The sequence below is a fragment of the Rhodococcus sp. 27YEA6 genome (genome assembly GCF_044908235.1).
Classification (GTDB): domain Bacteria; phylum Actinomycetota; class Actinomycetes; order Mycobacteriales; family Mycobacteriaceae; genus Rhodococcus_F; species Rhodococcus_F qingshengii.
Map to the genome: position 1 here is coordinate 617,307 of NZ_JBIYCY010000002.1, position 22,682 is coordinate 639,988.

Below are 22,682 nucleotides of genomic sequence, written 5' to 3' on the forward strand. Positions count from 1 at the left end.
GTCTCACCCGAAGGAGAAGTTGCTCTTGTCAGTCACCTGAGCGAGGTCTGCAAGAGCATCGCGGTGGATGCCTGCCTTGATTCCCGCCAAGTTCTTGCCGTGAGTCGACGTCAGTGCCGACGCCTTGGCCACAGCAGCGGCGAGTACTCCGTCGCCGTCGACCGTTTCCTGCACGATGCCGGCAGCAAGTGCGTCGGCGCCGCCGAATCGACGCCCCGTCGTCATCGCGTCGACCGCCGTCTGCTTGGGCAGACGACTGTTCAGCAGTGCTGACATGCCGACAGTGAACGGCATGTTCAGTCCGACCTCGGGGAGGCAGTAGAAGCCGCGGTCCGCGCGCATGATCTGGAAATCGTGCGAGGACGCGAGCATGGCGCCGGCGCCGAACGCGTGCCCCTGCACGGCCGCGACCGTGGCCATCGGGAAGGTCAGCAAACGGCTGTAGATGGTGTGGACCTTGTCCAGGTAGCCGGGGAGACCGTCGAGATTGCCGAAGATCCACGTCGTGTCCAGGCCGTTCGTGTAGAACTTGCCCGTCGCCGTCGTCACCAGGGCTGCGGGCCCCTCGTGCGCTTCGACCTCGTCCAACTTGCTGTGAACAGCGTCGATCCACTCAGGGCCGAAGCGGTTCTCGTTGTCCGTTTCGCCCTCGTTGCCGAGGTACAGGATGAATACGTCGCCGTCGCGTTCGAGATAAGGCATGGATGGGAGAGTAACGCCCGCCAACTCACCCGGCGAACCGACCCGACTCCTCAGTAGGGTTGCTCACATGGGAACGATCGCCGAGGCCGCCGCCGCTGCTCTGTCCGCCATGACTGGCTCTTCGTCACCGTCAGTCGCCATCGTGCTCGGGTCGGGGTGGACCGATGCCGCAGACGTGTTCGGCGACGCCGGTGCGGACGTGACAGCCGAAGTCTCGATGGCGGATCTTCCTGGCTTCGCCCCACCGTCCGCTCTCGGCCATGCGGGCACCATTCGTTCGGTGCGCGTCGAAAACACCGAAGTCCTGCTGCTGCTCGGGCGCGCGCACGCATACGAGGGCCACGATCTCGGTACCGTCGTCCACCCGGTCCGGACAGCCATTGCTGCCGGTGCCGAAACGGTCATCCTCACCAATGCGGCCGGCGGTATTGCTGAAAACTACACAGTCGGTCAACCGGTGCTGATCAGTGACCACCTGAACCTGACGGCCCGCTCTCCCCTCGTCGGCGCAGAGTTCGTCGACCTGGTCGACGCCTACTCGCCGGAACTGCGTGCGCTGGCTCGCTCGATCGACCCGGACCTTGCCGAGGGTGTTTACGCCGGGCTTCCCGGTCCGCACTACGAGACTCCAGCCGAGATTCGAATGCTTCGTACACTCGGCGCCGATCTGGTCGGCATGTCGACAGTTCACGAGACCATCGCGGCTCGCGCGCTCGGCGCTCGCGTTCTCGGCATCTCCATGGTCACCAATCTGGCCGCCGGAATCACGGGCGCCCCGCTCGACCATCAGGAAGTGCTGGCGGCAGGCAAAGCCTCGGCGGCCCGGATGGGAGTGCTGCTGCGTCAACTGGTCGAGCAGCTGTGACACCACTGAACGTCACCGAGTGGATCGACGCCGATCCGGACCCAGTTACCCGCGCAGAATTAGCAGCCCTTTCGGAACATGAACTGACCGAACGCTTTTCCGCACCACTGACGTTCGGCACTGCTGGGCTTCGCGGGCCGGTGCGCGGCGGACCCAACGGAATGAACCTCGCGGTCGTCATCCGGACTACGGCCGGTCTGGCGGCCTGGCTGACAGCTCGCTGCCAGGGCGGGTCCCGCGTTGTGGTCGGCCGCGACGCCCGGCTCGGTTCAGAGGCATTTGCTCTGGCCGCCGCCGAGGTCATGGCAGCGGCCGGGTTCGAGGTGGCCCTGCTCCCCCGCCCACTGCCGACACCGCTGGTGGCGTTCGCGGTGCGCAGGCTCGGGGCAGCGGCAGGTATCCAGATCACCGCCTCCCACAATCCTGCCGCCGACAACGGTTACAAGGTGTATCTCTCGGGCGGAGCGCAACTCGTCTCCCCCGCCGATCGTGAAATCGAGAGCGAGATCGCTCGCATCGGTAGTGCCGCCGACGTCGCGCGAGCATCGGTGATTCCGGCCGACAACTCTCTGGTCGAGGAGTACATCGCCCGCATCGCGACCCTCCCGCACGGCGACGCACGCTCGATCCGGATTGCGCTCACGGCAATGCACGGCGTCGGCGGCGAGACTGCGGCCGCGACTCTGCGAGCAGCAGGATTCGAGGACCTGCACGTCGTGGCGGAGCAGTTCGATCCCGACCCCACGTTTCCGACCGTCGAGTTCCCCAATCCCGAAGAGCCCGGCGCCGCAGACCGCCTGCTCGCCCTTGCCCGACGTGTCGACGCGGATCTGGCGATCGCACTCGACCCGGATGCCGACCGCTGCGCCGTCGGAGTTCGCGACGGTGATCAGTGGCGCATGTTGCGCGGCGACGAAACCGGGGTGCTCCTGGCCGACCACGTACTGAGCACGGCGCCCGAAGATTCGTTGGTGGCGACGACGATCGTCTCCTCGACCCTGCTCTCGAAGTTGGCGAGAGCCCGCGGAGCCAGGTTTGCGCAGACACTCACCGGTTTCAAGTGGCTCACGCGCGCCGGCGACGGACTCGTCTACGCCTACGAGGAAGCGATCGGGCACTGCGTCGATCCGGATGTGGTGCGGGACAAGGACGGAATCTCGGCTGCCGTTCTGGTGGCCGACTTGGCTGCCACCCTCGCGGGCAGCAACAGAACCCTGTTGGACGTTCTGGGCGACTATGCCGTCGAATTCGGACTGCATTGCGGGGACCAAGTATCCCGCCGCGTCGAGGACTCGAGTGACATCGCGGAAATGATGAAACGACTACGCGCCGATCCGCCAAGCCAACTCGCGGGCGAGCCGGTCACCGTCGAGGACTTGGCCGAGGTTCGCGGTGGTATGCGCACGGACGCAGTGATATTCGACGGACCGTCGATCCGCGTGGTGGTGCGACCGTCCGGCACCGAGCCCAAGCTCAAGTGTTATCTCGAAGTTGTCGTCCCGGTGGCGAACCGCGACGACCTCGCGAACGCACTAGAGCAGGCGAAGGCCCGGCTCGCCGAACTCCGAACCTTCGCCCTTTCGCTCTAGCGGGGTCCGAACTGCCGATCGCCGGCGTCACCGAGACCGGGGACGATGAAAGCGTTCTCGTCGAGTCCGTCATCGATGCTCGCGATGACCAGACGAACCGGGTGGCCGGACGCTGCCAGCGCGTCGACGCCGGCCGGAGCGGCCACGACGCACACTGCCGTGACATCCGTCGCGCCACGCGCAACCAGCAAGTCGATGGTGTGCACCATCGAACCACCGGTGGCGAGCATCGGATCGAGCACGAACACCGGGATCCCGGACAGATCCGCCGGCAGGGATTCGAGGTACGGAACCGGCTGATGAGTCTCTTCGTCACGTGCCATTCCGACAAAGCCGACGCCGGCCGACGGAATCAGCGCACTCGCCTGTTCGACCATGCCCAGACCGGCCCGCAGCACGGGTACCAACAACGGCGGCTTCGCGAGCCGGATGCCCGTCGTCGCTGCTACCGGGGTGTCGACCGGGAACTCCTCGACCTCCGCGTCACGCATGGCCTCGTAGACCAGCATGTGCGTGAGCCTGCGAAGTGCGGAACGAAAAGTTGCGTTCTCACTGCGTGCGTCACGCATTGTCGTCAAGAGGGCCGCCGCGAGCGGATGGTCGACTACGTGCGTTTGCATGACCATCAGAATAGTTCCTCGGGAACCGGAGCACCCCGCGCGGCGTCCAAGAAGGAGTAAGCGCAACGGGGGGAAGACAAGTTGACAAATCTGGATCTGGACACTGAAAGCATCGCGGAGTTCGCCAGGCGGTTGGGCACTGTTGCCGACAACGTCGCGCAAGCTCGACAGGACGCAGCGGGTGGCGATCACTTGGCTCTGTCCGCTGTGCTCGGGCTGATCGGCGGCGACTTCGTCGGCGTCGCGGGCCGGGCACAACAAGCGCACATCGACGACATCGATCGACTGTCCACTGTAATTTCCAGTGTCCGGTCGGCCGCCCTCGACGCTCATGCCGTCTATCTCGACTCCGAGGAATCGGTACGAAGGACTCTCGCTGAAGCCGCACGCTCATGATCGACGTCGACGCACTCGCACGACCGATCATCGATCTGGTCGACACTGTCGGGACTGGTGCCCCCAGCGCAAGTGGACCCGACGTCGGCATCCGAATCGCCACGGACGCCCTCGAGATCGCATACCAATTGGGAAGCGCTGCTCTGAGCGAACTGGCGTCCTCTCAGAGCTCGTCCACGGCACTCACCGCTGCGGTGACCAAAACCGAGCAGACGCAGACGTCGACGCGAAACCTCGCCGATCGTGGGACCGACATCGCCGGCGTCGTGGACGAAGCGACAACGTCCGTGTACGCGGGAATGACCGAACTCGGTGAGATTCTCCAGTCCTTTCTGACACTCGCGATCAAGGCCGGGCCGACGCTGATGACACCGACGGGCCAATTGATGTTGTTGTCGGCCGCGTTGGAGCACCTCGGAAGCGCGGTATCGGTTATCGAGCGGGTACGCGGTGAGTTGGCCGGGTCGACCGACAAGATGTCCGCACTCGTCCCGTCCGTCCCGATACCCGATCCCGCACCTGGAGTCTCCGGTTCGGCGGGTGGTTCCGGCGATTCTGTCGATTCACTCCTCGCGATACCGCGCTCCGGAGCAACCGGCGCCAGCAGTTCAGGTGGCGTTGAGGTCGAACTTCCCGACGGCTCGATTGCCACCGCACCGAACGCCGAGGCCGCTGCTGCCGTACGCAACGCGCTCACTCAACAGGGTGTCCCGTACGCCTGGGGAGGCACTACGCCGGGAGTCGGTCTGGACTGCAGCGGGCTGACTCAATGGGCGTACGGCCAGGCCGGAGTCGACATTCCGAGGTTGGCTCAGGAACAGGGAATCGGGAACCAGGTCGATCAGAACAATCTGATGCCGGGCGACCTCGCGGTCTGGGACGGCCACGTCGCGATGGTGATCGGCGGCGGCCAGATGATCGAAGCCGGCGACCCAGTCGAAATCAGCGCCATCCGAACCACGAACAGCGGCATGGGCTTTCACGGCTTCTACCGTCCGACGGAATGACAGGGAATCATGCCCGAGAACAAGCGCGAATCACCGCCGATCACCACAGCCGTAGCCGTCAACCGCAACGGAACCATCGCGGTCCGCGCCACGGAGCACGCCGTGCCCGTGGACCTGAGGATCAGCCAGGACGAACTGCGGTACGGCGGGCAGCGGTTAGCGCAGCAGATACTCACGCTGTGCTCAAATGCAGCAATCGAAGCCGGCGCCCGCCATCGTGTGGAGCTCGAGGAGACCGGAGTCCCGGCAGCGATCCTCGATCGGCTCGGTCTACCGACCCGAGACGAACTGGCCGATGTCGACGCCGCCGAGGGCCAGAACCTTCCGTCGAGCTGGATGCGTTCGATATGAGCGAGATTGATCGAATCATGGAGCTGGCGAAACACCGGACCGGACTCTTGCAGGAAGCCGTCGACGGGGTCGGCGCTCTGCGGGCAGTCGTCTCGAGCGAGGGCGGGATAGTCACGGCGACTGTCGACGGGCTGGGCGCTCTGGTCGACCTACGGATTACCGACGCAATCACCGCGATGAATTCTCGCACGGTGGCCGCATTGACGGTGGCAACAATTCACCAGGCAGTTCAACAGTCCAACGACGAACGAGAGCGACTGGTCAGTGAGCTCCGAGTGGCACTGAAACAAACGTGACGAACCCCCGCTATGCCTTTCGCTCTGCGGTGGATAGGCTTCCGCCCATGGCTGGAGACATCGTCCCTATCGAAATCGGACTCACCGACGGAGACCTCGTCACTTTGTGGGCACCCCGCTGGCGCGAGGGCGACGACGAGTGGGAAGCGTTTCTCGGCCATGAGGAAGACCTCTACGGGTTCTCCTCCGTCGCGGAACTCGCGGCCTTCATCCGAACGGACTCCGACAACGACCTGGTCGAGCATCCGGCGTGGGCCGTCGTCTCCGGACTGTCGGCAGCCGAGTTGGAACCGGAAGAGAACTTCACGTTCGACTTCGTCGGCGTGCCGGAACTGGCCGCAGGTGACCCTGAGGCACTGGTGGTCTCGGAACTCGAAGACACCCTGAACATGGCTCGCAACATCGGTGAGGTGTGCGAACTCGACGCGGTCATCCGCTTCTTCAGCGGCCATCCGGTACTCGGCGCGCTTGCCACCGGCGCCGGCACCTTCGAAGGCCGCGAAGGCCTGGAGCTGTGGGACCAGGTCGGCGCTGCGATCGTCAAGGACTGGGACGCCGTTCTCGACGCCATCGACAAGGTGGTCACCTCCCCGAAGGTCGATGCAGCTGCTGTGGCGGTCGCCGAAGCTGAACTGCTCGCTGCCGCCGAGAACACCGTCGACGCCGACGATGTCGCCGAGGAGGGCGAGGACGAGGAATTCGACGAAGACGACCTCGAAGAGGACGAAGACGAAGTCGAGACCTTCTGGGGTGAGGTCGGTGTCGACCCGATCCGCATCATCACCTCGGCCGAGACGTTCTACACTCTGCGCTGCTACATGGGAGATCAGGCGATCTTCCTCGGCAAGGACGGACTGATCACCGTCTTCCGTAGCGAGCGCGCACTCGCTCGCTACCTCGCCGACAACCACGAACACGATCTCTCGCAGGTCAGTACGTACGGCGAAATTCAGAATGCGGCCGTCGACGGTTCACTCGAAATCGAGGTCACGGACGAGAACGTCTACGTTCTGCCCGGTATCGCCGACGACCTCGCCCAGGGCCCGGACGTCGTAGATGCCGAGCAGCTGGAACTCGCAGTCGAATTGTTCACCGATGCAGCAGATTTCGCCGACGACGACTCCACCGAGGAGGCTCTGTCCGCGTCGAACGAGCTGGGTTGGTACGTCTCGTACCTCCTCAACCCCGATCCGTCGCGGATGGCTCCGAGTGCGCCGTTCACCAAGGAATCCGAGGCCTGGCGCGAACTCGAACGCGAGTTCGAGGCCCGGCTTCGATCTGAGTAGTCGGGCGCACGTCATCTAGCCGATGAGCACGGCGTAGCCCGGCTTGATGACGTCGTCGATCAACGCGAGGCGCTCGTCGAACGGGATGAAGGCCGACTTCATCGCGTTGATGGTGAAGCGTTCGAGATCGGTCCATCCGTAACCGAAGGTCTCGACCAACGCGGCCATTTCCCGGCTCATGGTGGTGTCGCTCATCAGCCTGTTGTCGGTGTTGACGGTCACTCGGAAGCGCAAGTCCGCCAAGAGTCCGAACGGATGGTCCGCCAGGGCGGCTACGGCCCCGGTCTGCACGTTCGAACTCGGGCACAGTTCCAGGGGAATGCGCATGTCACGGACGTAGTTCGCGAGCCGACCCAACTCTGCCCCACCTTGCACTCCTACGTCGATGTCGTCCACGATCCGCACGCCGTGGCCCAACCGATCCGCTCCGCAGAAGGCGATGGCTTCGTGGATCGACGGCAACCCGAAAGCCTCACCCGCGTGAATCGTGAAGTGAGCGTTCGCATCACGCATGTACTCGAAAGCATCGAGGTGCCGGCTCGGTGGGTTACCGGCCTCGGCACCGGCGATGTCGAACCCGACAACCCCGCGGTCCCGGAATCGCACCGCGAGTTCGGCGATCTCCCGCGACCGCGCGGCATGCCTCATCGCCGTGAGAAGACAGCCGATGCGGATCTCCCGTCCCGCGACCCTGGCAGCGGATTCGCCGGCCCGGAAACCTTCGAGAACGTGCTCGACGACCTCGTCCAAACTCAGGCCTTGTTCCAGGTGCTGCTCGGGCGCAAAACGGACCTCGGCATAGACGACGTTGTCGTCGGCCAGATCCTCGGCACACTCACGTGCCACCCGTGCAAGCCCTTCGGGGGTCTGCATCACGGCGACTGTGTGCGCGAACGTTTCGAGGTAGAGCTCGAGCGATCCACTGTCAGCGGCAGTTCGGAACCATTGCGCCAGTTCGGATGCCGTATTCGCCGGCAGCTCGTCGTAGCCACATTGCTCGGCCAGTTCGAGAACGGTCTCGGGTCGGAGTCCTCCGTCGAGATGATCGTGGAGAAGAACTTTGGGTGCGCTGCGGATCGTGGTCAACTCCGGTGCGTTCATTCGCCAACGCTAACGCGAATCACCCACAATTCGCTCGATGAGCAACGGTCGCGAAACGGTGTCGGAATCGGTCCCGATCGACCATCCACCGCCGAGGCTTCGTCGCGCTGCATCAAATCTCTCGGGAGTGTCGGTGTGCAGTGTCATCAGCTTCTGCCCGGCACGGACCACGTCGCCAGGCTTTGCATGCATCTCGATGCCGGCACCGGCCTGAACGGCTTCGCCCTGCCGTTCGCGTCCGGCTCCCAGTTTCCAGGCCGCGATGCCCACCGCCATGGCGTCGAGTCGGGTCAGTACGCCGTCTCGGTCCGCGGTGACGACGTCGCTGTGCCGGGCCACCGGCAGCGTCGCGTGTGGGTCCCCACCTTGGGCGGCGATCATCGCGCGCCACCGGTCCATTGCCGTGCCGTCGGCCAGTTTGTCGGCGGGGTCGATACCGTCGATCCCAGCCGCTGACAGCATCTCCCGAGCCAGGACCAGGGTCAGCTCGACGACGTCCGACGGCCCGCCGCCTGCCAGCACCTCGACGGATTCACGTACCTCGAGGGCGTTGCCCGCCGTCAATCCGAGCGGGGTGTCCATCCCGGTGATGAGAGCGCTTGTACGCACGCCGGCGTCGTTGCCAAGCTCGACCATCGTGCGTGCCAACTCTCGCGCGTCGCCGAGGTCCTTCATGAACGCTCCGGAACCGACCTTGACGTCGAGCACCAGGGCGCCGGTTCCCTCGGCAATCTTCTTGCTCATGATCGAACTTGCGATCAGCGGAATGGATTCCACCGTTCCGGTCACGTCGCGCAGCGCGTAGAGCTTCTTGTCCGCGGGGGCCAGATTCGCTCCGGCAGCGCAGATCACCGCGCCGATTTTCGGGTCCGAGAGAATGTCGACCATCTCCGTCGCCGTGAGCTCGGCTCGCCAACCTGGAATGGCCTCGAGCTTGTCGAGAGTTCCACCGGTGTGGCCGAGTCCGCGGCCCGACAACTGCGGGACTGCAAGACCACAGGCAGCGACGAGGGGTGCAAGCGGAAGGGTGATCTTGTCCCCCACTCCACCGGTCGAATGCTTGTCGACGGTGGGCAGCGGCAAGTCCGAAAAGTCCATCCTCCCGCCGGATTCGATCATCGCCTCGGTCCATCGACCGGTCTCTGCTCGCGACATTCCGCGGAAGTAGATCGCCATCGCGAGCGCCGACATCTGCTCGTCACCGACGATCCCCTGTGTGAACGCCTGAACTATCCAGTCGATCTCGGTTCCCGACAGCTCGCGGCCGTCACGCTTGGCGCCGATGATGGAAACTGCGTCAAACATGGCGGAGCCCCTCTGCTTGTTCCGGCCCGAAAGCATCAGGCAACAGCTCGCTCAGCGGCTTGAACCCACTGCTCGTGTCGACAAGCATCTCACCCCCGCCGTGCTCGAGGAGAAGCTGTCTGCACCGGCCGCACGGCATCAGAATCGAGCCCTTCGCGTCGCAGCACGTGAAGGCAATCAGCCGCCCGCCCCCGGTGGCGGCCAAGTTACCGACGAGTCCACATTCGGCACACAGGCTCAAACCGTATGAGACATTTTCCACATTGCATCCTGAGACGATCCGACCATCGTCTACCAGGGCAGCTGCACCCACTGCATAGCCCGAGTACGGTGCATAAGCCTGCCGCATGACCACTTGCGCGTTGTGCCGCAACAACTTCCAGTCGATGTCGCCCATGGTTCGTTATCCAATCACGCCGACTGAATGGATGCAGAAACCACGCCGAAACAGTCTCGGCGAGATTGGAAAGGCAAACCTTACAAAGAGTTTGGTACGCGTACGAATCCCGCATCTGATTAGTTCCCGGTTTCACATAGGTTTAGAGTCTGAGTCAAGTCGGTTCAGGATCCCGTCGAGCCCGGGCTGAGGTACATCGAAGCTCTCTGCAGGCTCGACGCGTCCACCAATGACGTTGGAGGCACAGCACTCGATGAGTACTACGACTGAAGCCGCTCCTCAGAAGGAGCGCACGAGGTCGCTTTACCGGGGCGACCCCGGAATGTGGTCCTGGGTTCTACACCGGATCACAGGCGTCGCTACTTTCTTCTTCCTATTCGTACACGTTCTCGATACGGCACTCGTTCGGGTCAATCCCGATACGTACGACGCCGTCATCGACACGTACAAGAACCCCCTCGTCGGCCTCATGGAGATCGGCCTCGTCGGCGTAGTCCTCTACCACGCCCTCAACGGCGTGCGCGTGATGTTGGTGGACTTCTGGTCGAAGGGCCCGAAGTACCAGCGCGTCATGCTCTGGACCATTCTGACGATCTGGTTCCTGGTGATGATCCCAGGCGCCGGACGCATCCTCATCAACATGTTTGCGGAGCACTGACATGGCGACTACTCACGGACCCGAAGCCAAGAGCCTGGGCACCTCATACGACCGTCCCGCAAGCCTGGACAACCCGCGGTCCCCGCGCGCGAAGGCTCGGAACAACTTCGAGTTGTACGCATGGCTGTTCATGCGCTTCTCCGGCGTCGCCCTGATCGTTCTGGTCCTGGGCCACATGTTCATCATGCTGATGCTCGACGGTGGCGTTCACCGTCTGAACTTCGCGTTCGTCGCAGGTCGCTGGTCCAGCCCGTTCTGGCAGTTCTGGGATCTGACGATGTTGTGGCTGGCACAGCTGCACGGCGGTAACGGTCTGCGCACGGTCATCGCGGACTACTCCCGCAAGGACTCCACGCGCTTCTGGCTGACCACGATCCTCGTTCTCTCGATGATCCTGATCATGGGCCTGGGCACGTACGTCATCTTCACCTTCGACCCCAATATCTCGGCGAGCTAGGGGAGCACAGACTTCATGCAGGAACATCGTTATGACGTGGTCATCGTCGGCGCCGGTGGCGCAGGCATGCGTGCGGCAATCGAAGCTGGCCCCCGTGCCCGCACGGCCGTACTGACCAAGCTCTACCCCACCCGCAGCCACACCGGCGCGGCCCAGGGCGGCATGTGTGCCGCACTGGCGAACGTGGAGGAAGACAACTGGGAGTGGCACACCTTCGACACCGTCAAGGGCGGCGACTACCTCGCCGACCAGGACGCCGTCGAGATCATGGCCAAGGAGGCCATCGATGCGGTGCTCGACCTCGAGAAGATGGGTCTGCCGTTCAACCGCACGCCCGAAGGCAAGATCGACCAGCGTCGATTCGGTGGCCACACACGCGACCACGGCAAGGCACCCGTCCGCCGTGCGTGTTACGCCGCCGACCGCACCGGTCACATGATCCTGCAGACGCTCTACCAGAACTGCGTCAAGCACGACGTCGAGTTCTTCAACGAGTTCTACGCCCTCGACATCGCCATCACCGAGACCGAGGACGGCCCGGTTGCCACCGGTGTCATCTGCTACGAGCTCTCGACCGGCGAGCTGCACATCTTCCACGCCAAGTCGATCGTCTTCGCGACCGGCGGCTCGGGACGCATGTACAAGACGACGTCCAACGCGCACACCCTCACCGGTGACGGCATGGGCATCATCTTCCGCAAGGGCCTGCCCCTCGAGGACATGGAGTTCCACCAGTTCCACCCGACAGGACTCGCCGGTCTCGGCATCCTGATCTCGGAAGCCGTCCGCGGTGAAGGTGGCATTCTCCGTAATGCCGATGGTGAACGCTTCATGGAGCGTTACGCACCCACCATCAAGGACCTCGCTCCTCGTGACATCGTGGCGCGTTCGATGGTCCTCGAGGTTCTCGAAGGCCGCGGCGCCGGCCCGAACAAGGACTACGTCTACATCGACGTGACGCACATCCCCGAGGAAGTTCTCGACGAGAAGCTCCCCGACATCATGGAGTTCTCGCGCACCTACCTCGGCGTGGACCCCGTCAAGGAGCCCGTGCCCGTCTACCCGACGTGCCACTACGTCATGGGCGGTATCCCCACCAAGATCAACGGTGAGGTGCTGCGCAACAACGACGAGATCGTCAAGGGTCTGTACGCGGCCGGCGAATGCGCCTGTGTCTCCGTACACGGTGCAAACCGTCTCGGTACCAACTCGCTCCTCGACATCAACGTGTTCGGCCGTCGCGCCGGCATCGCTGCCGCCGAGTACGCGAACTCCACCGAGTTCGTCGACATGCCGGAAACCCCGGCCGCGATGGTCGAAGACTGGGTCGGCGTCATCCTGTCCGATCACGGCCACGAGCGCGTTGCGGACATCCGCACCGAGCTGCAGCAGTCGATGGACAACAACGCCTCCGTCTTCCGCACCGAAGAGCGCCTCACCCAGGCTCTCAAGGATGTGCGTGCTCTCAAGGAGCGCTACAACCACATCACGGTCCAGGACAAGGGCAAGCGCTACAACAGCGACCTGCTCGAGGCCATCGAGCTGGGCTTCCTCCTCGAAATGGCAGAGGTCACCGTCGTCGGCGCCCTCAACCGCAAGGAATCGCGCGGCGGCCACGCTCGCGAGGACTTCCCGGATCGCAACGACGCCGAGTACATGAAGCACACGATGGCGTACAAGGAGGGTGACGGCCTGCTCTCCGACATCCGTCTGGACTACAAGCCGGTGATCCAGACCCGCTACGAGCCGATGGAGCGTAAGTACTGATGTCTGCGCCTGCTGTAGATGCACCCAAACTCCCCGCTGTTCCCGAGGGGGCCGTCATGGTCACTCTCAAGATCGCGCGGATGAATCCCGAATCGGGCGAGGGCCAGCACTGGGACAGTTTCCAGGTCCCGGCACTGCCCACCGACCGTCTGCTCAACCTGCTGCTGTACGTAAAGGGTTACCTCGACGGCACCCTCACGTTCCGTCGCAGTTGCGCACACGGTGTCTGTGGATCGGACGCCATGCGGATCAACGGTGTGAACCGTCTGGCCTGCAAGCTGCTGATGAAGGACATGCTGCCCAAGGACGGCAAGCCGGTCACCATCACGGTCGAGCCCATCAAGGGCCTGCCCGTCGAGAAGGACCTGGTTGTCGACATGGAACCCTTCTTCGACGCATTCCGCGCCGTGAAGCCGTTCCTCATCACCAGTGGCAACGAGCCCACTCGTGAGCGCATCCAGAGCCAGCACGACCGTGCTCGTTTCGACGACACGACGAAGTGCATCCTCTGCGCATGCTGCACCACGTCGTGCCCCGTGTACTGGAGCGACGGCAGCTACTTCGGTCCCGCTGCCATCGTGAACGCACACCGGTTCATCTTCGACAGCCGTGACGAGGCCGCTTCCGAGCGTCTCGACATCCTGAACGACAAGGACGGCGTGTGGCGTTGCCGCACCACGTTCAACTGCACCGACGCGTGCCCCCGCGGCATCCAGGTGACAAAGGCTATTCAGGAAGTCAAGCGAGCACTGCTCTTCGCTCGATAGTCAGGCCTTCGGCCCTGTGCGCGGTTAGGGAGTCTCCGGACTCCTTAACCGCGCACAGCTATGTCGGGGGCATGTTGAGCGGTGTCACGACTTGAACCGGTGACGTCGTAAAGCCGAAGTGAGCGCCCATGGCGCCGTGTTCCTTCATGACCACCTGACAGGCAGTGCGAACATCCGCACGCAGATCGTGGTGGAGCACCGCTGATATTCGCCTCTCCCCCAGCAACTTTCGATTGTCACCGTCGAGATCGTGGGCGATGAAGACACTGCACTCCCGGTTCAGTTCGTCGAACGCGTCGACCGTGGCCAGGTTGCCACCACCGATCGAATACACGGCACGGATCTGCGGATCGGATTCGAGTGCCGCTCGCACCAGTTTCCTACTCGTCTGATCCAGACCGTCACTGTTCGGAATGTCGATCAACCGTCGATGCGGAGCCGAGACTCGCATGGCGGAGCGAAATCCCATCTCCCGTTCTTCCTCCCCGCGGAAGAACCCGCTGCTCATGCTGACCAGCACGTTGCCTTCCCGATCCCCCAGCCACTGATCTATCAAGTACGCGGCGGTGGCCCCGGCGGCTCGGTTGTCGATGCCGATGTAGGCGGCTCGCCTGCTGCCGGCAACGTCGGTCACCAACGTGACGACCGGAATCCTTGCCGCCACCAACCGGTCGATCGCCGACACGACTTCCGGAGTGTCGGGAGCCTTGACGATGACTCCGTGGGAGCCGCGCCGGCGAATCTTGTCGAGCGTCGACGTCATCGCTTCTACCGAACCGGTTTCACGAAAGTGAAACCTGGAACGAACAACAGCGGGTGCAAGGGTGGGCAGTTCGGCCTCGAGCGCGTCACGGACGGCGTCGGAAAACCTTGCAGGAGTTTGCAACACGACGTCGACGATGAACGTGCGACCGACCAGTTTCAGTTGCGAGCGTTGACGTTCCAGGTCCGTGATCGCCTGGCGAACCTCCGATCGTGTGCCGTCGCGAACTCCAGGACGGTCGTTGAGCACCCGGTCGACGGTGGCCTCACTCAGGCCCGACTGCTGAGCGATCTCCCGTACTTTGAATCGATGCGCCACAACTACCTCACGATGATGGATATTTGATGGTTTTTTGCTGTTGCTCGAGGTCTTCGTCACAGCCAGACTAAACCCATGACTTCTACGCCGGGCGTAACCAGGCCCGCACTCCTGGCCGACACCGTCTTACTGGTCAGTGGCGGCTCGCAAGGCGTCGGCGCCGGAATCGTACGCGCCGCAGTCCGTGAGGGCGCTCAGGTGGCTTTCACCGGCCGACGCCCGGACGTCGGAAAGGCTCTCGAGACAGAACTTCCGGGAACTCACTTCATCGAAGCCGATGTGGCACAAACGGATTCCGCGCTCGACAGCGTGGCCGAGACGATCTCTCACTTCGGCCGCGTGGATGCTCTGGTCAATTCCGCCGGGCTCACTTCACGCGGAACGCTGCTCGACACCACCGAAGAACTCTTCGACCAGCACATCGCGGTGAACCTTCGCGGTCCGTTCTTCACGATGCAGGCAGCAGTCAAAGACATGCGCGAGCGTGCGGTCCCCGGGTCCATCGTCAACATCATCTCCACGTCCGAACTCGGCGGGCAGCCGTATCTCGCGCCGTACGTGGCAGCGAAGGCCGGGCTGGCGGGGCTGACCCGCAACGCCGCCCATGCGCATCGCTGGGATCGTATCCGGATCAACGGTCTCGACATCGGGTGGACACAGACCGAGGGTGAAGACCTCACGCAGAGAGCTTTTCACGACGCTGGTGACGACTGGCAGGAACGTGCGGGCAGCACCCTCCCCATGGGCAAGCTCGGACAGGTCGACGAAATCGCCGACTTCGTCGTCTTCCTGCTCTCCGATCGCAGCGGAGTCGTGACGGGTTCGATCATCGACTGGGACCAGAACGTCTTCGGAGGGCTGGACTGATGGGCGCTCGCATCGGAGTCGTCGGCCTCGGACGAATCGGCAGCTACCACGCCCGAAATCTACTGACACTAAACGGCGTCGACGCACTGGTTGTCACCGATGTCGACGCACGTCGAACCTCGGACGTGGCAAGCAAACTCGACGTGGAGTCCGCTGCCGATCCCGACGCGCTTCTAGCGTCGGGCATCGACGGCGTTCTGATCGCCGCGTCGTCGAGTTCACATGCCGATTTGATCGAAGCCGCTGTCCGCCGAGACATCCCGACGTTCTGCGAAAAGCCGGTAGCAGACTCCATCGAATCCTCCGTTCGTGTACTCGCGACTGCCGAGCAGACGTCGGTGCCAGTCCAGATCGGATTTCAGCGCCGATTCGACCCGTCATTTGTGGCGGCGTACGACGCGGTTCGATCTGGAGAACTCGGTTGGATCCACACTCTCCGATCGACCACCCTCGACCCCGCTCCCCCGCCGATCTCGTACATCGAACACTCCGGCGGCATCTTCCGCGACTGCTCGATCCACGACTTCGACATCGTCCGGTGGATCAGCGGCCGCGAAGTCACCACTGTTATTGCCACCGGCTCGAATCAGGGTGATCGCGGGATCGCCGATGCCGGTGACGTCGACACCGCCGCAACGGTTCTCACTTTCGAAGGCGGAACCATCGCGGTCGTGTCGAATACCCGCTACAACGGCCGCGGCTACGACTGCCGACTCGAGGTACTCGGCTCGGCGGACTCCGTCGTTGCCGGGCTGGACGACCGCTTGCCACTCCGCTCTCTCGACCCCGAAACATCGTTCCCCTCGAAGGAGCCGTACACGTTCTTCATGGACCGCTTCACGTCCGCCTACCGTGCGGAACTCGAAGCATTCCTCGGCGTTGTCGCCGGGCGTCGGGAATCACCGTGCACGCCCGCAGATGCGGTCGAGTCGGCCTGGATCTCCGAAGCTGCAACGCACTCTCTGCGCGAGGGTCGGCCCGTCACGATCACCGAAGTCAAAGATCTGTTCCTTCACGACAAGAATGAGGCACACACATGAGCACTCCTCGCATCGCCGGCGCACCGATCTCCTGGGGCGTGTGCGAAGTCCCGGGCTGGGGCTACCAGCTCGACCCTGCGCAAGTCCTCCGGGAAATGCGCGAAGTCGGTCTGGCGGCAACGGAAATCGGACCGGAGGGCTTTCTGCCGACTGCACCCGCCGAAATGGCCAAGGTGCTCGCGGATCACGATCTGAGCGCAGTCGGCGGGTTCGCACCGGTACTGCTGCATGATCGCGATCATGATCCGGTTCCCGGCATCTCCCCCATCCTCGATGGTTTCGTCGCCTCGGGTGCCGAAGTTTTGGTCCTGGCCGCCGCGACGGGTTCCGACGGCTACGATTCACGCCCGGAACTGGACGAGCAGAGTTGGAAAACCCTGCTGCACAATCTCGATCGCCTCACCGACGCCGCGGCCGAGCGCGGAATCAGGGCAGTTGTCCACCCTCACGTCGGAACGATGATCGAGCAGCGCGACGAGGTCCTGCGAGTGCTCGACGGCTCGGCCATCCCCCTGTGCCTGGACACCGGCCACCTGTTGATCGGCGGCACCGATCCGGTCGACCTGGCGCGTCAAGCTCCCGAGCGCATCACCCACGTGCATCTCAAGGACGTCGACGATGCCCTCGCATCACGCGTTCGCAGAGGTGAGCTCACCTACACCGACGGCGTGAAGGCGGGAATGTACCGTCCACTCGGTGGCGGCGACGTCGACATCGCCGGTGTCACAGCCATATTGCAGCGCCACGGTTTCGACGGGTGGTACGTGCTCGAGCAGGACACCATTCTGGCCGAAGCGCCGTCGGACGAGGGACCGGTGCGCGATGTGCGAGCGAGCGTCGAGTATCTGCGGTCGGTTCTGTGACACCTCCTACCCCGCTGCGGATAGGCATTCTGGGAGCCTCACGCATCGCCGAGAACGCGATGATCAAACCTGCAACGGCCACCGGGCACCGCCTGGTGGCCGTTGCCGCACGCGACCCCGAGCGTGCCAGAGCCTATGCGGCCCAGCATGGGATCGAACGGGTGGTCGGTTCGTACGCGGAACTGATCTCGGATCCGGAGGTGGACGTCGTCTACAACGCGCTGCCCAACAGCCTGCACGGACCATGGAATCTCGCCGCCGTTCAGGCCGGCAAGCACGTGCTGACGGAGAAACCGTTTTCGAGCAATGCGGTGGAAGCGCGTGCTGTAGGCGAGGCAGCGCGCGTGAGCGGAGTGACGCTCCTCGAGGGGTTCCACTACCTCTTTCATCCGGTGAACCGGCGCCTGCTGGATGTGGTTCGGAGCGGCACAGTCGGCGCGGTCACTCGGGTGGAAACCGTACTGCGGATGCCCACACCATCCGAGAACGACCCGCGGTGGGAGCTCGCATTGGCAGGCGGGTCACTGATGGACCTGGGCTGCTACGGGTTACATGCTTCCCGGACGCTGAGTGACGTCTGTGGCGGTGCGCCAGTGGTGACCGGGACCCGCCACGAGGAATACGCTCCGGGGGTCGATTCGTGGTTCGACATCGAACTCGAATACCCCAGCGGCGCCACGGCATCCGTGGTGACCACGATGTTGGACGAGCGGTATCACTTCACCTTCCGAGTATTCGGCACTGAAGGAGACGTCCTGGTGCACAACTTCCTGCAGCCGGACATCGACGACCGTGTCTCCGTCACGGCCGGTGGGCGCACGAGCGTCGAGCATCTGGGCACGAAGTCGTCGTACACCTATCAACTCGAAGCGTTCGCCGATCATCTGTCCGGGGTCTCGGCGCTGCCGATCGGCCCGGGCGACGCGGTAGCCAACATGACGATGATCGACGAGGCGTACATGCATTCCGGCCTCGGGGTTCGGCCGACGACCATCCTGTGACGAAACGACTACAGCCTCGGTTCGATTCGAACCGAGGCTGTAGTCGCGAGGTTTTGATCTAGCGGCGAAGCTCGTGGGTCAGCGTCTCGAGCTCGTCACCGCCCGCCATCTCCTTGGTCAGTTCTTCGAGTGAGATGTCGTCGTACTTGGCGTCGAGCTTCTGCCTGCCTCGGTTGAGGAGCACGAAGTGATCGCCGACCATGTACGCGTGGTGCGGATTGTGCGTGATGAAGATGACGCCGAATCCCTGTTCCTTGGCAGCGGTGATGTAGCGCAACACCATTCCCGACTGCTTGACGCCGAGCGCTGCTGTCGGCTCGTCGAGAATCAGCACGCGCGCGCCGAAGAAGATGGCGCGGGCGATGGCAACACACTGACGCTGACCGCCCGAGAGACTACCGATCGGTGCGTCGACGTCAGGTAGTTCGATGCCCATCTTCGACAGTTCCGAAAGAGTCGTCGCGCGCATGGCGTTGGCGTCGAGCGACTTGATCAGACCACCCTTGCGCAGTTCCTGCCCGAGGAAGAAGTTGCGCCACACCGGCATCAACGCAACGACGGCGAGGTCCTGATAGACCGTCGCGATGCCTTTGCCGAGAGCTTCTTTCGGCGAGTGGAACGTTGTCGGTTCGCCGTCGACGAGTAGTTCACCTTCGCTCTGCTGGTGCAGACCCGCGATGATCTTGATCAGCGTGGACTTGCCTGCGCCGTTGTCACCGAGCACGCCCGTTACTTCACCCGCACCGACGCGCAGGTTGATTCCCTTGAGCGCGATGATGTTTCCGTATTGCTTACCGACGTCCTTGAGCTCGATCAGTGGCACGTTGCCGCCCGAGTTCGAGAGAGCGGGAACTTCAGCTGTGGTACTCATGTGTCACCTTTTCGCAGCGTAGTTGCGGAATGCGTTGTTGGCGATGACCGCGAAGAGCAGCATGGCGCCGAGGAAGAACTTGAACCAGTCCGGGTTCCAGCCTGCGTAGACGATGCCCTGGTTGGTCATACCGAAGATGAATGCACCGATCGCAGCGCCGATCGCGGTTCCGTAACCACCGGTGAGCAGGCAACCGCCGATGACTGCGGCGATGATGTACAGGAACTCGTTACCGACACCCTGACCGGACTGAACGGTGTTGAACGAGAACAGCAGATGCATGCCCACGAACCAGGCAGCAAAGCCGACGGTCATGAACAAGCCGATCTTGACTGCGGTCACCGGCACACCGATCGCGCGGGCACTGTCCTGATTGCCGCCGACCGCGAAGATCCAGTTGCCGATCTTGGTCTTGAACAAAACAAATGTTGCAATCGCGGTGAACAGCAGCCACCACACGACCGTGATCTTGACGGACACCCCGAAGACCGAGAACGACGACGCGAATACCTTTTTGGCGGAATCGAATCCAGCCATGTCGGAGACGCTGGGTGTGGCCACCTGACCACTCACGAGCTTGGTGACGGCCAGGTTGATACCGGTCAACATCAGGAAAGAACTCAAGGTGATGAGGAAGCTGGGAATTTTCGTCTTCATGACGAGGTAGCCGTTGAAGAATCCGACGGCGAGCGAGACGACCAGCGCCAGAATCGCGCCCACCCACAGGTTGAGGTGCAGGTTGTAGGCGATCATCGACGCGGCGAGCGAGGACGTGGTGACTGCGACGCCGGCGGAGAGGTCGAACTCGCCGCCGATCATGAGCAGGGCGACCGCGCAAGCCATGATGCCGATCGTGGAGCTGGAGTAGAGCACTGTCGCAAGCGCTTCCGGCGTACGGAACGGTGCCGCGACGATACAGAAGAAGATGAAGATGGCGATGGCGCCGACAAGTGAACCCATCTCCGGGCGGAGCAGCAGACGCTGAATGCGCTTTTGCTCCTTCACCCGTTCATCGGTCACGACTTTATGGGCGGCAAGGTCGAGATCTGCCTGAGTGGACATGATTTCCCTTCCGTGCTGGACAGGCGCACGGAGGGCGGACTCTCAGCCCTCCGTGCGCCCGGATCAGCGAGTTCCGTTCTTGGCGTACTCGGCGACCGAGTCGATGTTGGTGTTGTCGATGAACGCGGGTCCGGTCAGGGTGGGCAAGCCACCACCGATCACGTTGCCGTTGTTGAGGTAAAGCCACAGCGAATCGATGGCGAGGTAGCCCTGCAGGAAGGGTTGCTGGTCCACTGCCCACTGCACGTCACCGGATTTGATAGCGTCGACGAGCGCCGCGTTGGTGTCGAAGGTGACGACCTTCGCCTTGCTGCCCGCATTGCCGACCGACGTCACGGACGTCAATGCGAACGGCGCACCGAGCGCGAGAACTCGATCGATTGCCGGGTCCTGTTGAAGTTTCGCGGTGATGGTCGACTCCACCGACGGCATGTCCTTGCCGTTGACGTTGAGAATCTCCGTCGTTCCCTTGAACGACTTCTTCACACCGGCGCACCGTGATTCGAGGCTCACGTTGCCCTGCTCCTGAATCACGCACAGCACCTTGGTGGCACCTTCGGTGTTGAGTCGCTCGCCGGCAGCTTCACCGGCAATCGACTCGTCCTGACCGAAGTACTCCTTGACGCCCATGTCCTTCCAGGTTTCGAGGCCCGAGTTGAGGGCGACCACCGGAATGCCCGCGGCGGTGGCACTTTGGACCGCTGCAACCATGGCGTCGGGCTTCGCGAGCGTGACGGCGATCCCGTCGACCTTGCTGTCGATCGCACTCTGAACCAAGTTGGCCTGGTTCGGTGCCTCGGGATCGGCGGAGTACCGAAGTTCGATGTTGTCCTTGGCCGCTGCGGTTTCGGCGCCCTTGCGCACCAGATCCCAGAACGTGTCACCGGGAACTTCATGGGTGATCATCGCAATGGTGGCGCGGGGCGTGTCCGCCGTACCCGCGCCCATTCCGGATCCGGATGAATCCGGCTTACCGCCGGTGCTGGAACAGGCGGCCAGACCCAAGACCACGACTGAGGCTCCGGCCAGTACGGCAACGCTCTTGCGCCCCGTGAGAAACGACATGTGAACTCCCTCTCGACATCAACCAACGGCCCGCGAACGGATGGTGCTCGGTTGTATGTGAAAGATGTAATACCCGTCACAGTCGAATGTCAATAGTTTGTTCTGACATTAGGACTGCTTATCAAAGACCAGACAAACTGAAGGGAGTGGAAAGGCCAGGTCAACGCGCTGCAGGTCCAGTTGAACCTCGAACCACTAGTTGTGGTTGCGCGACTATGTCCTTGCCCAAGAGTCCACTTCCGGCGTCGAGACGTTCGGAGATTCGCTCCACCGCGGCGCCACCCAGAAACGCCGTGTGCTGCCCGACACTGGTCAGATCGATGTGCGCCAAACCTGCCAATGCACTGTTGTCGAATCCGATCACGGAGACGTCGCCGGGCACCGAGACTCCCGCACGCAAGAAGACGTCCAGGACTCCTAGCGCGCAACGATCATTGAAAGCGAAGACCGCACCGGGAATCCCTTGTTCGACCATCGACCGCGCGGCGTCCGCGCCGAACTCCTCCGTGAGGCCGCCGGGAAGTATCCGCGATTCCAGTCCGGCCGCCCGCATGGCCTTCCGGTAGCCCTGACGCCTCTCCTGGGCACCCGGACCGCGTCCGCCGTCGACGTGGACGATCGAGCGGTGCCCGAGTCCGACGAGATGATTCACGGCCATCACGGCGCCCGCCTCGTCGTCCGTGCGGACAACGTCCACATGTGCTGAGGGCATCTTCCGGGCGAGCACGACGACGGGAACCTTGGCCGCCAGGTCGACGATCTCCGATTCCGGCGCCTGCGAACCCAACAGCAAGATCGCCTCGCATCGGTCGTCGAGCAGGGTGCGCACGGCGCGCGAGCCAGGCCTGCGGTCCGAGACGGCACTGAGAACGACGTCGTAGCGCAAGCGTTCGGCTGCGTCGTAGATCTCGTCGAGCAGTTCCGCGTGAAAGGTTTGCGCGGCAACATAACTGACACCGATCAGGCGGCTGCGATGCTGGCGCAGCAGTCGCGCCGCGTTGTCGGGTCGATAGCCGAGTTCGTCCGCGGCCGCCTTGACCCGTACCCGCGTCGCATCGCTGGCACCCGGGACATCGCGAATGACTATGGACACCAGTGCGCGTGACACACCGGCCAGGTCTGCTACGTCTTGCAAGGTGGGGCGTCGACTGTTCACCTCCACAGACTAGATCGTTCCAGCGAATACACGCCGAAACGTTGACGCACGAGGCAACCAGCGCTTTACTGACACGACTAGAACGATCTAGTTCCTCATCCTCACTCCGAAC

At 63.2% G+C, this 22,682-nt stretch carries 25 protein-coding genes; 15 read left to right on the plus strand and 10 right to left on the minus strand.

Translation table 11 applies throughout. The features are described 5' to 3' along the window. Positions 1–3 precede the first annotated feature (3 nt). On the minus strand, positions 4–702 hold the full coding sequence (locus ABH939_RS09305; RefSeq protein WP_003940710.1) for an enoyl-CoA hydratase-related protein: 699 nt from the start codon (positions 700–702) through the stop codon (positions 4–6). Positions 703–769: 67 nt separating this feature from the next. On the opposite strand from ABH939_RS09305, the gene ABH939_RS09310 reads away from it, so the two are divergent. Both ABH939_RS09310 and ABH939_RS09315 read left to right on the plus strand, forming a co-directional pair. Next, complete coding sequence (locus ABH939_RS09310) at positions 770–1,567, plus strand: purine-nucleoside phosphorylase (RefSeq protein WP_083057787.1); 798 nt, start codon at positions 770–772, stop codon at positions 1,565–1,567. Further along, entirely contained in the window at positions 1,564–3,156 is a 1,593-nt protein-coding gene (locus ABH939_RS09315) for a phospho-sugar mutase (protein ID WP_333835943.1), read from the plus strand. The genes ABH939_RS09310 and ABH939_RS09315 overlap by 4 nt, the downstream gene beginning before the upstream one ends. Here the strand turns inward: ABH939_RS09315 and upp are convergent. Continuing rightward, a complete protein-coding gene (gene upp / locus ABH939_RS09320) occupies positions 3,153–3,776 on the minus strand; it encodes a uracil phosphoribosyltransferase (RefSeq protein WP_007727319.1) in 624 nt (207 codons plus the stop codon). The genes ABH939_RS09315 and upp overlap by 4 nt on opposite strands. An 81-nt stretch (positions 3,777–3,857) precedes the next feature. On the opposite strand from upp, the gene ABH939_RS09325 reads away from it, so the two are divergent. The 5 genes from ABH939_RS09325 to ABH939_RS09345 are packed head-to-tail and all read left to right on the plus strand — an operon-like array spanning position 3,858 to position 7,112. Beyond that, the gene (locus tag ABH939_RS09325; protein WP_312637528.1) at positions 3,858–4,172 is read left to right on the plus strand and encodes a type VII secretion target; all 315 of its coding nucleotides are present in this window, start codon (positions 3,858–3,860) and stop codon (positions 4,170–4,172) included. Then, the gene (locus ABH939_RS09330; protein WP_064688921.1) at positions 4,169–5,179 is read left to right on the plus strand and encodes a C40 family peptidase; all 1,011 of its coding nucleotides are present in this window, start codon (positions 4,169–4,171) and stop codon (positions 5,177–5,179) included. The genes ABH939_RS09325 and ABH939_RS09330 overlap by 4 nt, the downstream gene beginning before the upstream one ends. 9 nt (positions 5,180–5,188) lie before the next feature. After that, entirely contained in the window at positions 5,189–5,530 is a 342-nt protein-coding gene (locus ABH939_RS09335) for a hypothetical protein (RefSeq protein WP_007727323.1), read from the plus strand. Next, entirely contained in the window at positions 5,527–5,826 is a 300-nt protein-coding gene (locus ABH939_RS09340; RefSeq protein ID WP_037129075.1) for a YbaB/EbfC family nucleoid-associated protein, read from the plus strand. Before ABH939_RS09335 ends, ABH939_RS09340 begins: the two co-directional genes overlap by 4 nt. A 47-nt stretch (positions 5,827–5,873) precedes the next feature. Continuing rightward, complete coding sequence (locus tag ABH939_RS09345) at positions 5,874–7,112, plus strand: hypothetical protein (RefSeq protein ID WP_003940713.1); 1,239 nt, start codon at positions 5,874–5,876, stop codon at positions 7,110–7,112. Between the two features lie 15 nt (positions 7,113–7,127). Here ABH939_RS09345 and ABH939_RS09350 read toward each other — a convergent pair whose 3' ends face one another. From ABH939_RS09350 to ABH939_RS09360, 3 genes are read right to left on the minus strand one after another with little or no spacing between them, the layout of a single operon-like run. Then, complete coding sequence (locus ABH939_RS09350; protein WP_050654872.1) at positions 7,128–8,213, minus strand: adenosine deaminase; 1,086 nt, start codon at positions 8,211–8,213, stop codon at positions 7,128–7,130. 9 nt (positions 8,214–8,222) lie between these two features. Then, the gene (locus ABH939_RS09355; protein ID WP_003940738.1) at positions 8,223–9,518 is read right to left on the minus strand and encodes a thymidine phosphorylase; all 1,296 of its coding nucleotides are present in this window, start codon (positions 9,516–9,518) and stop codon (positions 8,223–8,225) included. After that, positions 9,511–9,915, minus strand: a complete 405-nt coding sequence (locus ABH939_RS09360) for a cytidine deaminase (protein ID WP_042449639.1) — start codon at positions 9,913–9,915, stop codon at positions 9,511–9,513. Before ABH939_RS09360 ends, ABH939_RS09355 begins: the two co-directional genes overlap by 8 nt. A gap of 253 nt (positions 9,916–10,168) precedes the next feature. Here ABH939_RS09360 and sdhC point away from each other — a divergent pair, with 253 nt between their 5' ends. Genes sdhC through ABH939_RS09380 form a run of 4 tightly spaced genes read left to right on the plus strand, consistent with a single transcriptional unit; the run spans position 10,169 to position 13,564 of the window. Next, complete coding sequence (gene sdhC, locus ABH939_RS09365; RefSeq protein WP_020969155.1) at positions 10,169–10,573, plus strand: succinate dehydrogenase, cytochrome b556 subunit; 405 nt, start codon at positions 10,169–10,171, stop codon at positions 10,571–10,573. Position 10,574: 1 nt separating this feature from the next. Beyond that, entirely contained in the window at positions 10,575–11,030 is a 456-nt protein-coding gene (locus ABH939_RS09370; protein WP_003940699.1) for a succinate dehydrogenase hydrophobic membrane anchor subunit, read from the plus strand. 15 nt (positions 11,031–11,045) lie between these two features. Then, positions 11,046–12,797: a succinate dehydrogenase flavoprotein subunit gene (gene sdhA / locus ABH939_RS09375; protein ID WP_003941011.1), complete on the plus strand. Its 1,752-nt coding sequence runs from the start codon at positions 11,046–11,048 to the stop codon at positions 12,795–12,797. Continuing rightward, entirely contained in the window at positions 12,797–13,564 is a 768-nt protein-coding gene (locus tag ABH939_RS09380; protein WP_003940925.1) for a succinate dehydrogenase iron-sulfur subunit, read from the plus strand. The genes sdhA and ABH939_RS09380 overlap by 1 nt, the downstream gene beginning before the upstream one ends. A 58-nt stretch (positions 13,565–13,622) precedes the next feature. Here ABH939_RS09380 and ABH939_RS09385 read toward each other — a convergent pair whose 3' ends face one another. Beyond that, positions 13,623–14,645, minus strand: a complete 1,023-nt coding sequence (locus tag ABH939_RS09385) for a LacI family DNA-binding transcriptional regulator (protein ID WP_064688920.1) — start codon at positions 14,643–14,645, stop codon at positions 13,623–13,625. Between the two features lie 75 nt (positions 14,646–14,720). On the opposite strand from ABH939_RS09385, the gene ABH939_RS09390 reads away from it, so the two are divergent. Genes ABH939_RS09390 through ABH939_RS09405 form a run of 4 tightly spaced genes read left to right on the plus strand, consistent with a single transcriptional unit; the run spans position 14,721 to position 18,416 of the window. After that, a complete protein-coding gene (locus tag ABH939_RS09390; RefSeq protein ID WP_003940964.1) occupies positions 14,721–15,512 on the plus strand; it encodes an SDR family oxidoreductase in 792 nt (263 codons plus the stop codon). Next, positions 15,512–16,552 carry a Gfo/Idh/MocA family oxidoreductase gene (locus tag ABH939_RS09395; protein ID WP_404649568.1) on the plus strand — a complete coding sequence of 347 codons (1,041 nt, stop codon included), beginning with the start codon at positions 15,512–15,514 and terminating at the stop codon, positions 16,550–16,552. Before ABH939_RS09390 ends, ABH939_RS09395 begins: the two co-directional genes overlap by 1 nt. Next, positions 16,549–17,415, plus strand: coding sequence for a TIM barrel protein (locus ABH939_RS09400; protein ID WP_007727332.1), 867 nt, complete (start codon positions 16,549–16,551; stop codon positions 17,413–17,415). The genes ABH939_RS09395 and ABH939_RS09400 overlap by 4 nt, the downstream gene beginning before the upstream one ends. Next, positions 17,412–18,416 carry a Gfo/Idh/MocA family protein gene (locus ABH939_RS09405; protein WP_082931379.1) on the plus strand — a complete coding sequence of 335 codons (1,005 nt, stop codon included), beginning with the start codon at positions 17,412–17,414 and terminating at the stop codon, positions 18,414–18,416. The genes ABH939_RS09400 and ABH939_RS09405 overlap by 4 nt, the downstream gene beginning before the upstream one ends. Before the next feature lie 58 nt (positions 18,417–18,474). Here ABH939_RS09405 and ABH939_RS09410 read toward each other — a convergent pair whose 3' ends face one another. From ABH939_RS09410 to ABH939_RS09425, 4 genes are all read right to left on the minus strand, one after another. After that, positions 18,475–19,287: an ATP-binding cassette domain-containing protein gene (locus ABH939_RS09410; RefSeq protein ID WP_007727336.1), complete on the minus strand. Its 813-nt coding sequence runs from the start codon at positions 19,285–19,287 to the stop codon at positions 18,475–18,477. 3 nt (positions 19,288–19,290) lie between these two features. Continuing rightward, positions 19,291–20,349 (minus strand): ABC transporter permease, encoded by a 1,059-nt coding sequence (locus ABH939_RS09415; protein WP_003940759.1) that lies wholly within the window; start codon positions 20,347–20,349, stop codon positions 19,291–19,293. Positions 20,350–20,412: 63 nt separating this feature from the next. Next, a complete protein-coding gene (locus tag ABH939_RS09420) occupies positions 20,413–21,414 on the minus strand; it encodes a substrate-binding domain-containing protein (RefSeq protein ID WP_007727338.1) in 1,002 nt (333 codons plus the stop codon). 160 nt (positions 21,415–21,574) lie between these two features. After that, positions 21,575–22,576: a LacI family DNA-binding transcriptional regulator gene (locus ABH939_RS09425; protein ID WP_404649569.1), complete on the minus strand. Its 1,002-nt coding sequence runs from the start codon at positions 22,574–22,576 to the stop codon at positions 21,575–21,577. Positions 22,577–22,682 lie beyond the last annotated feature (106 nt).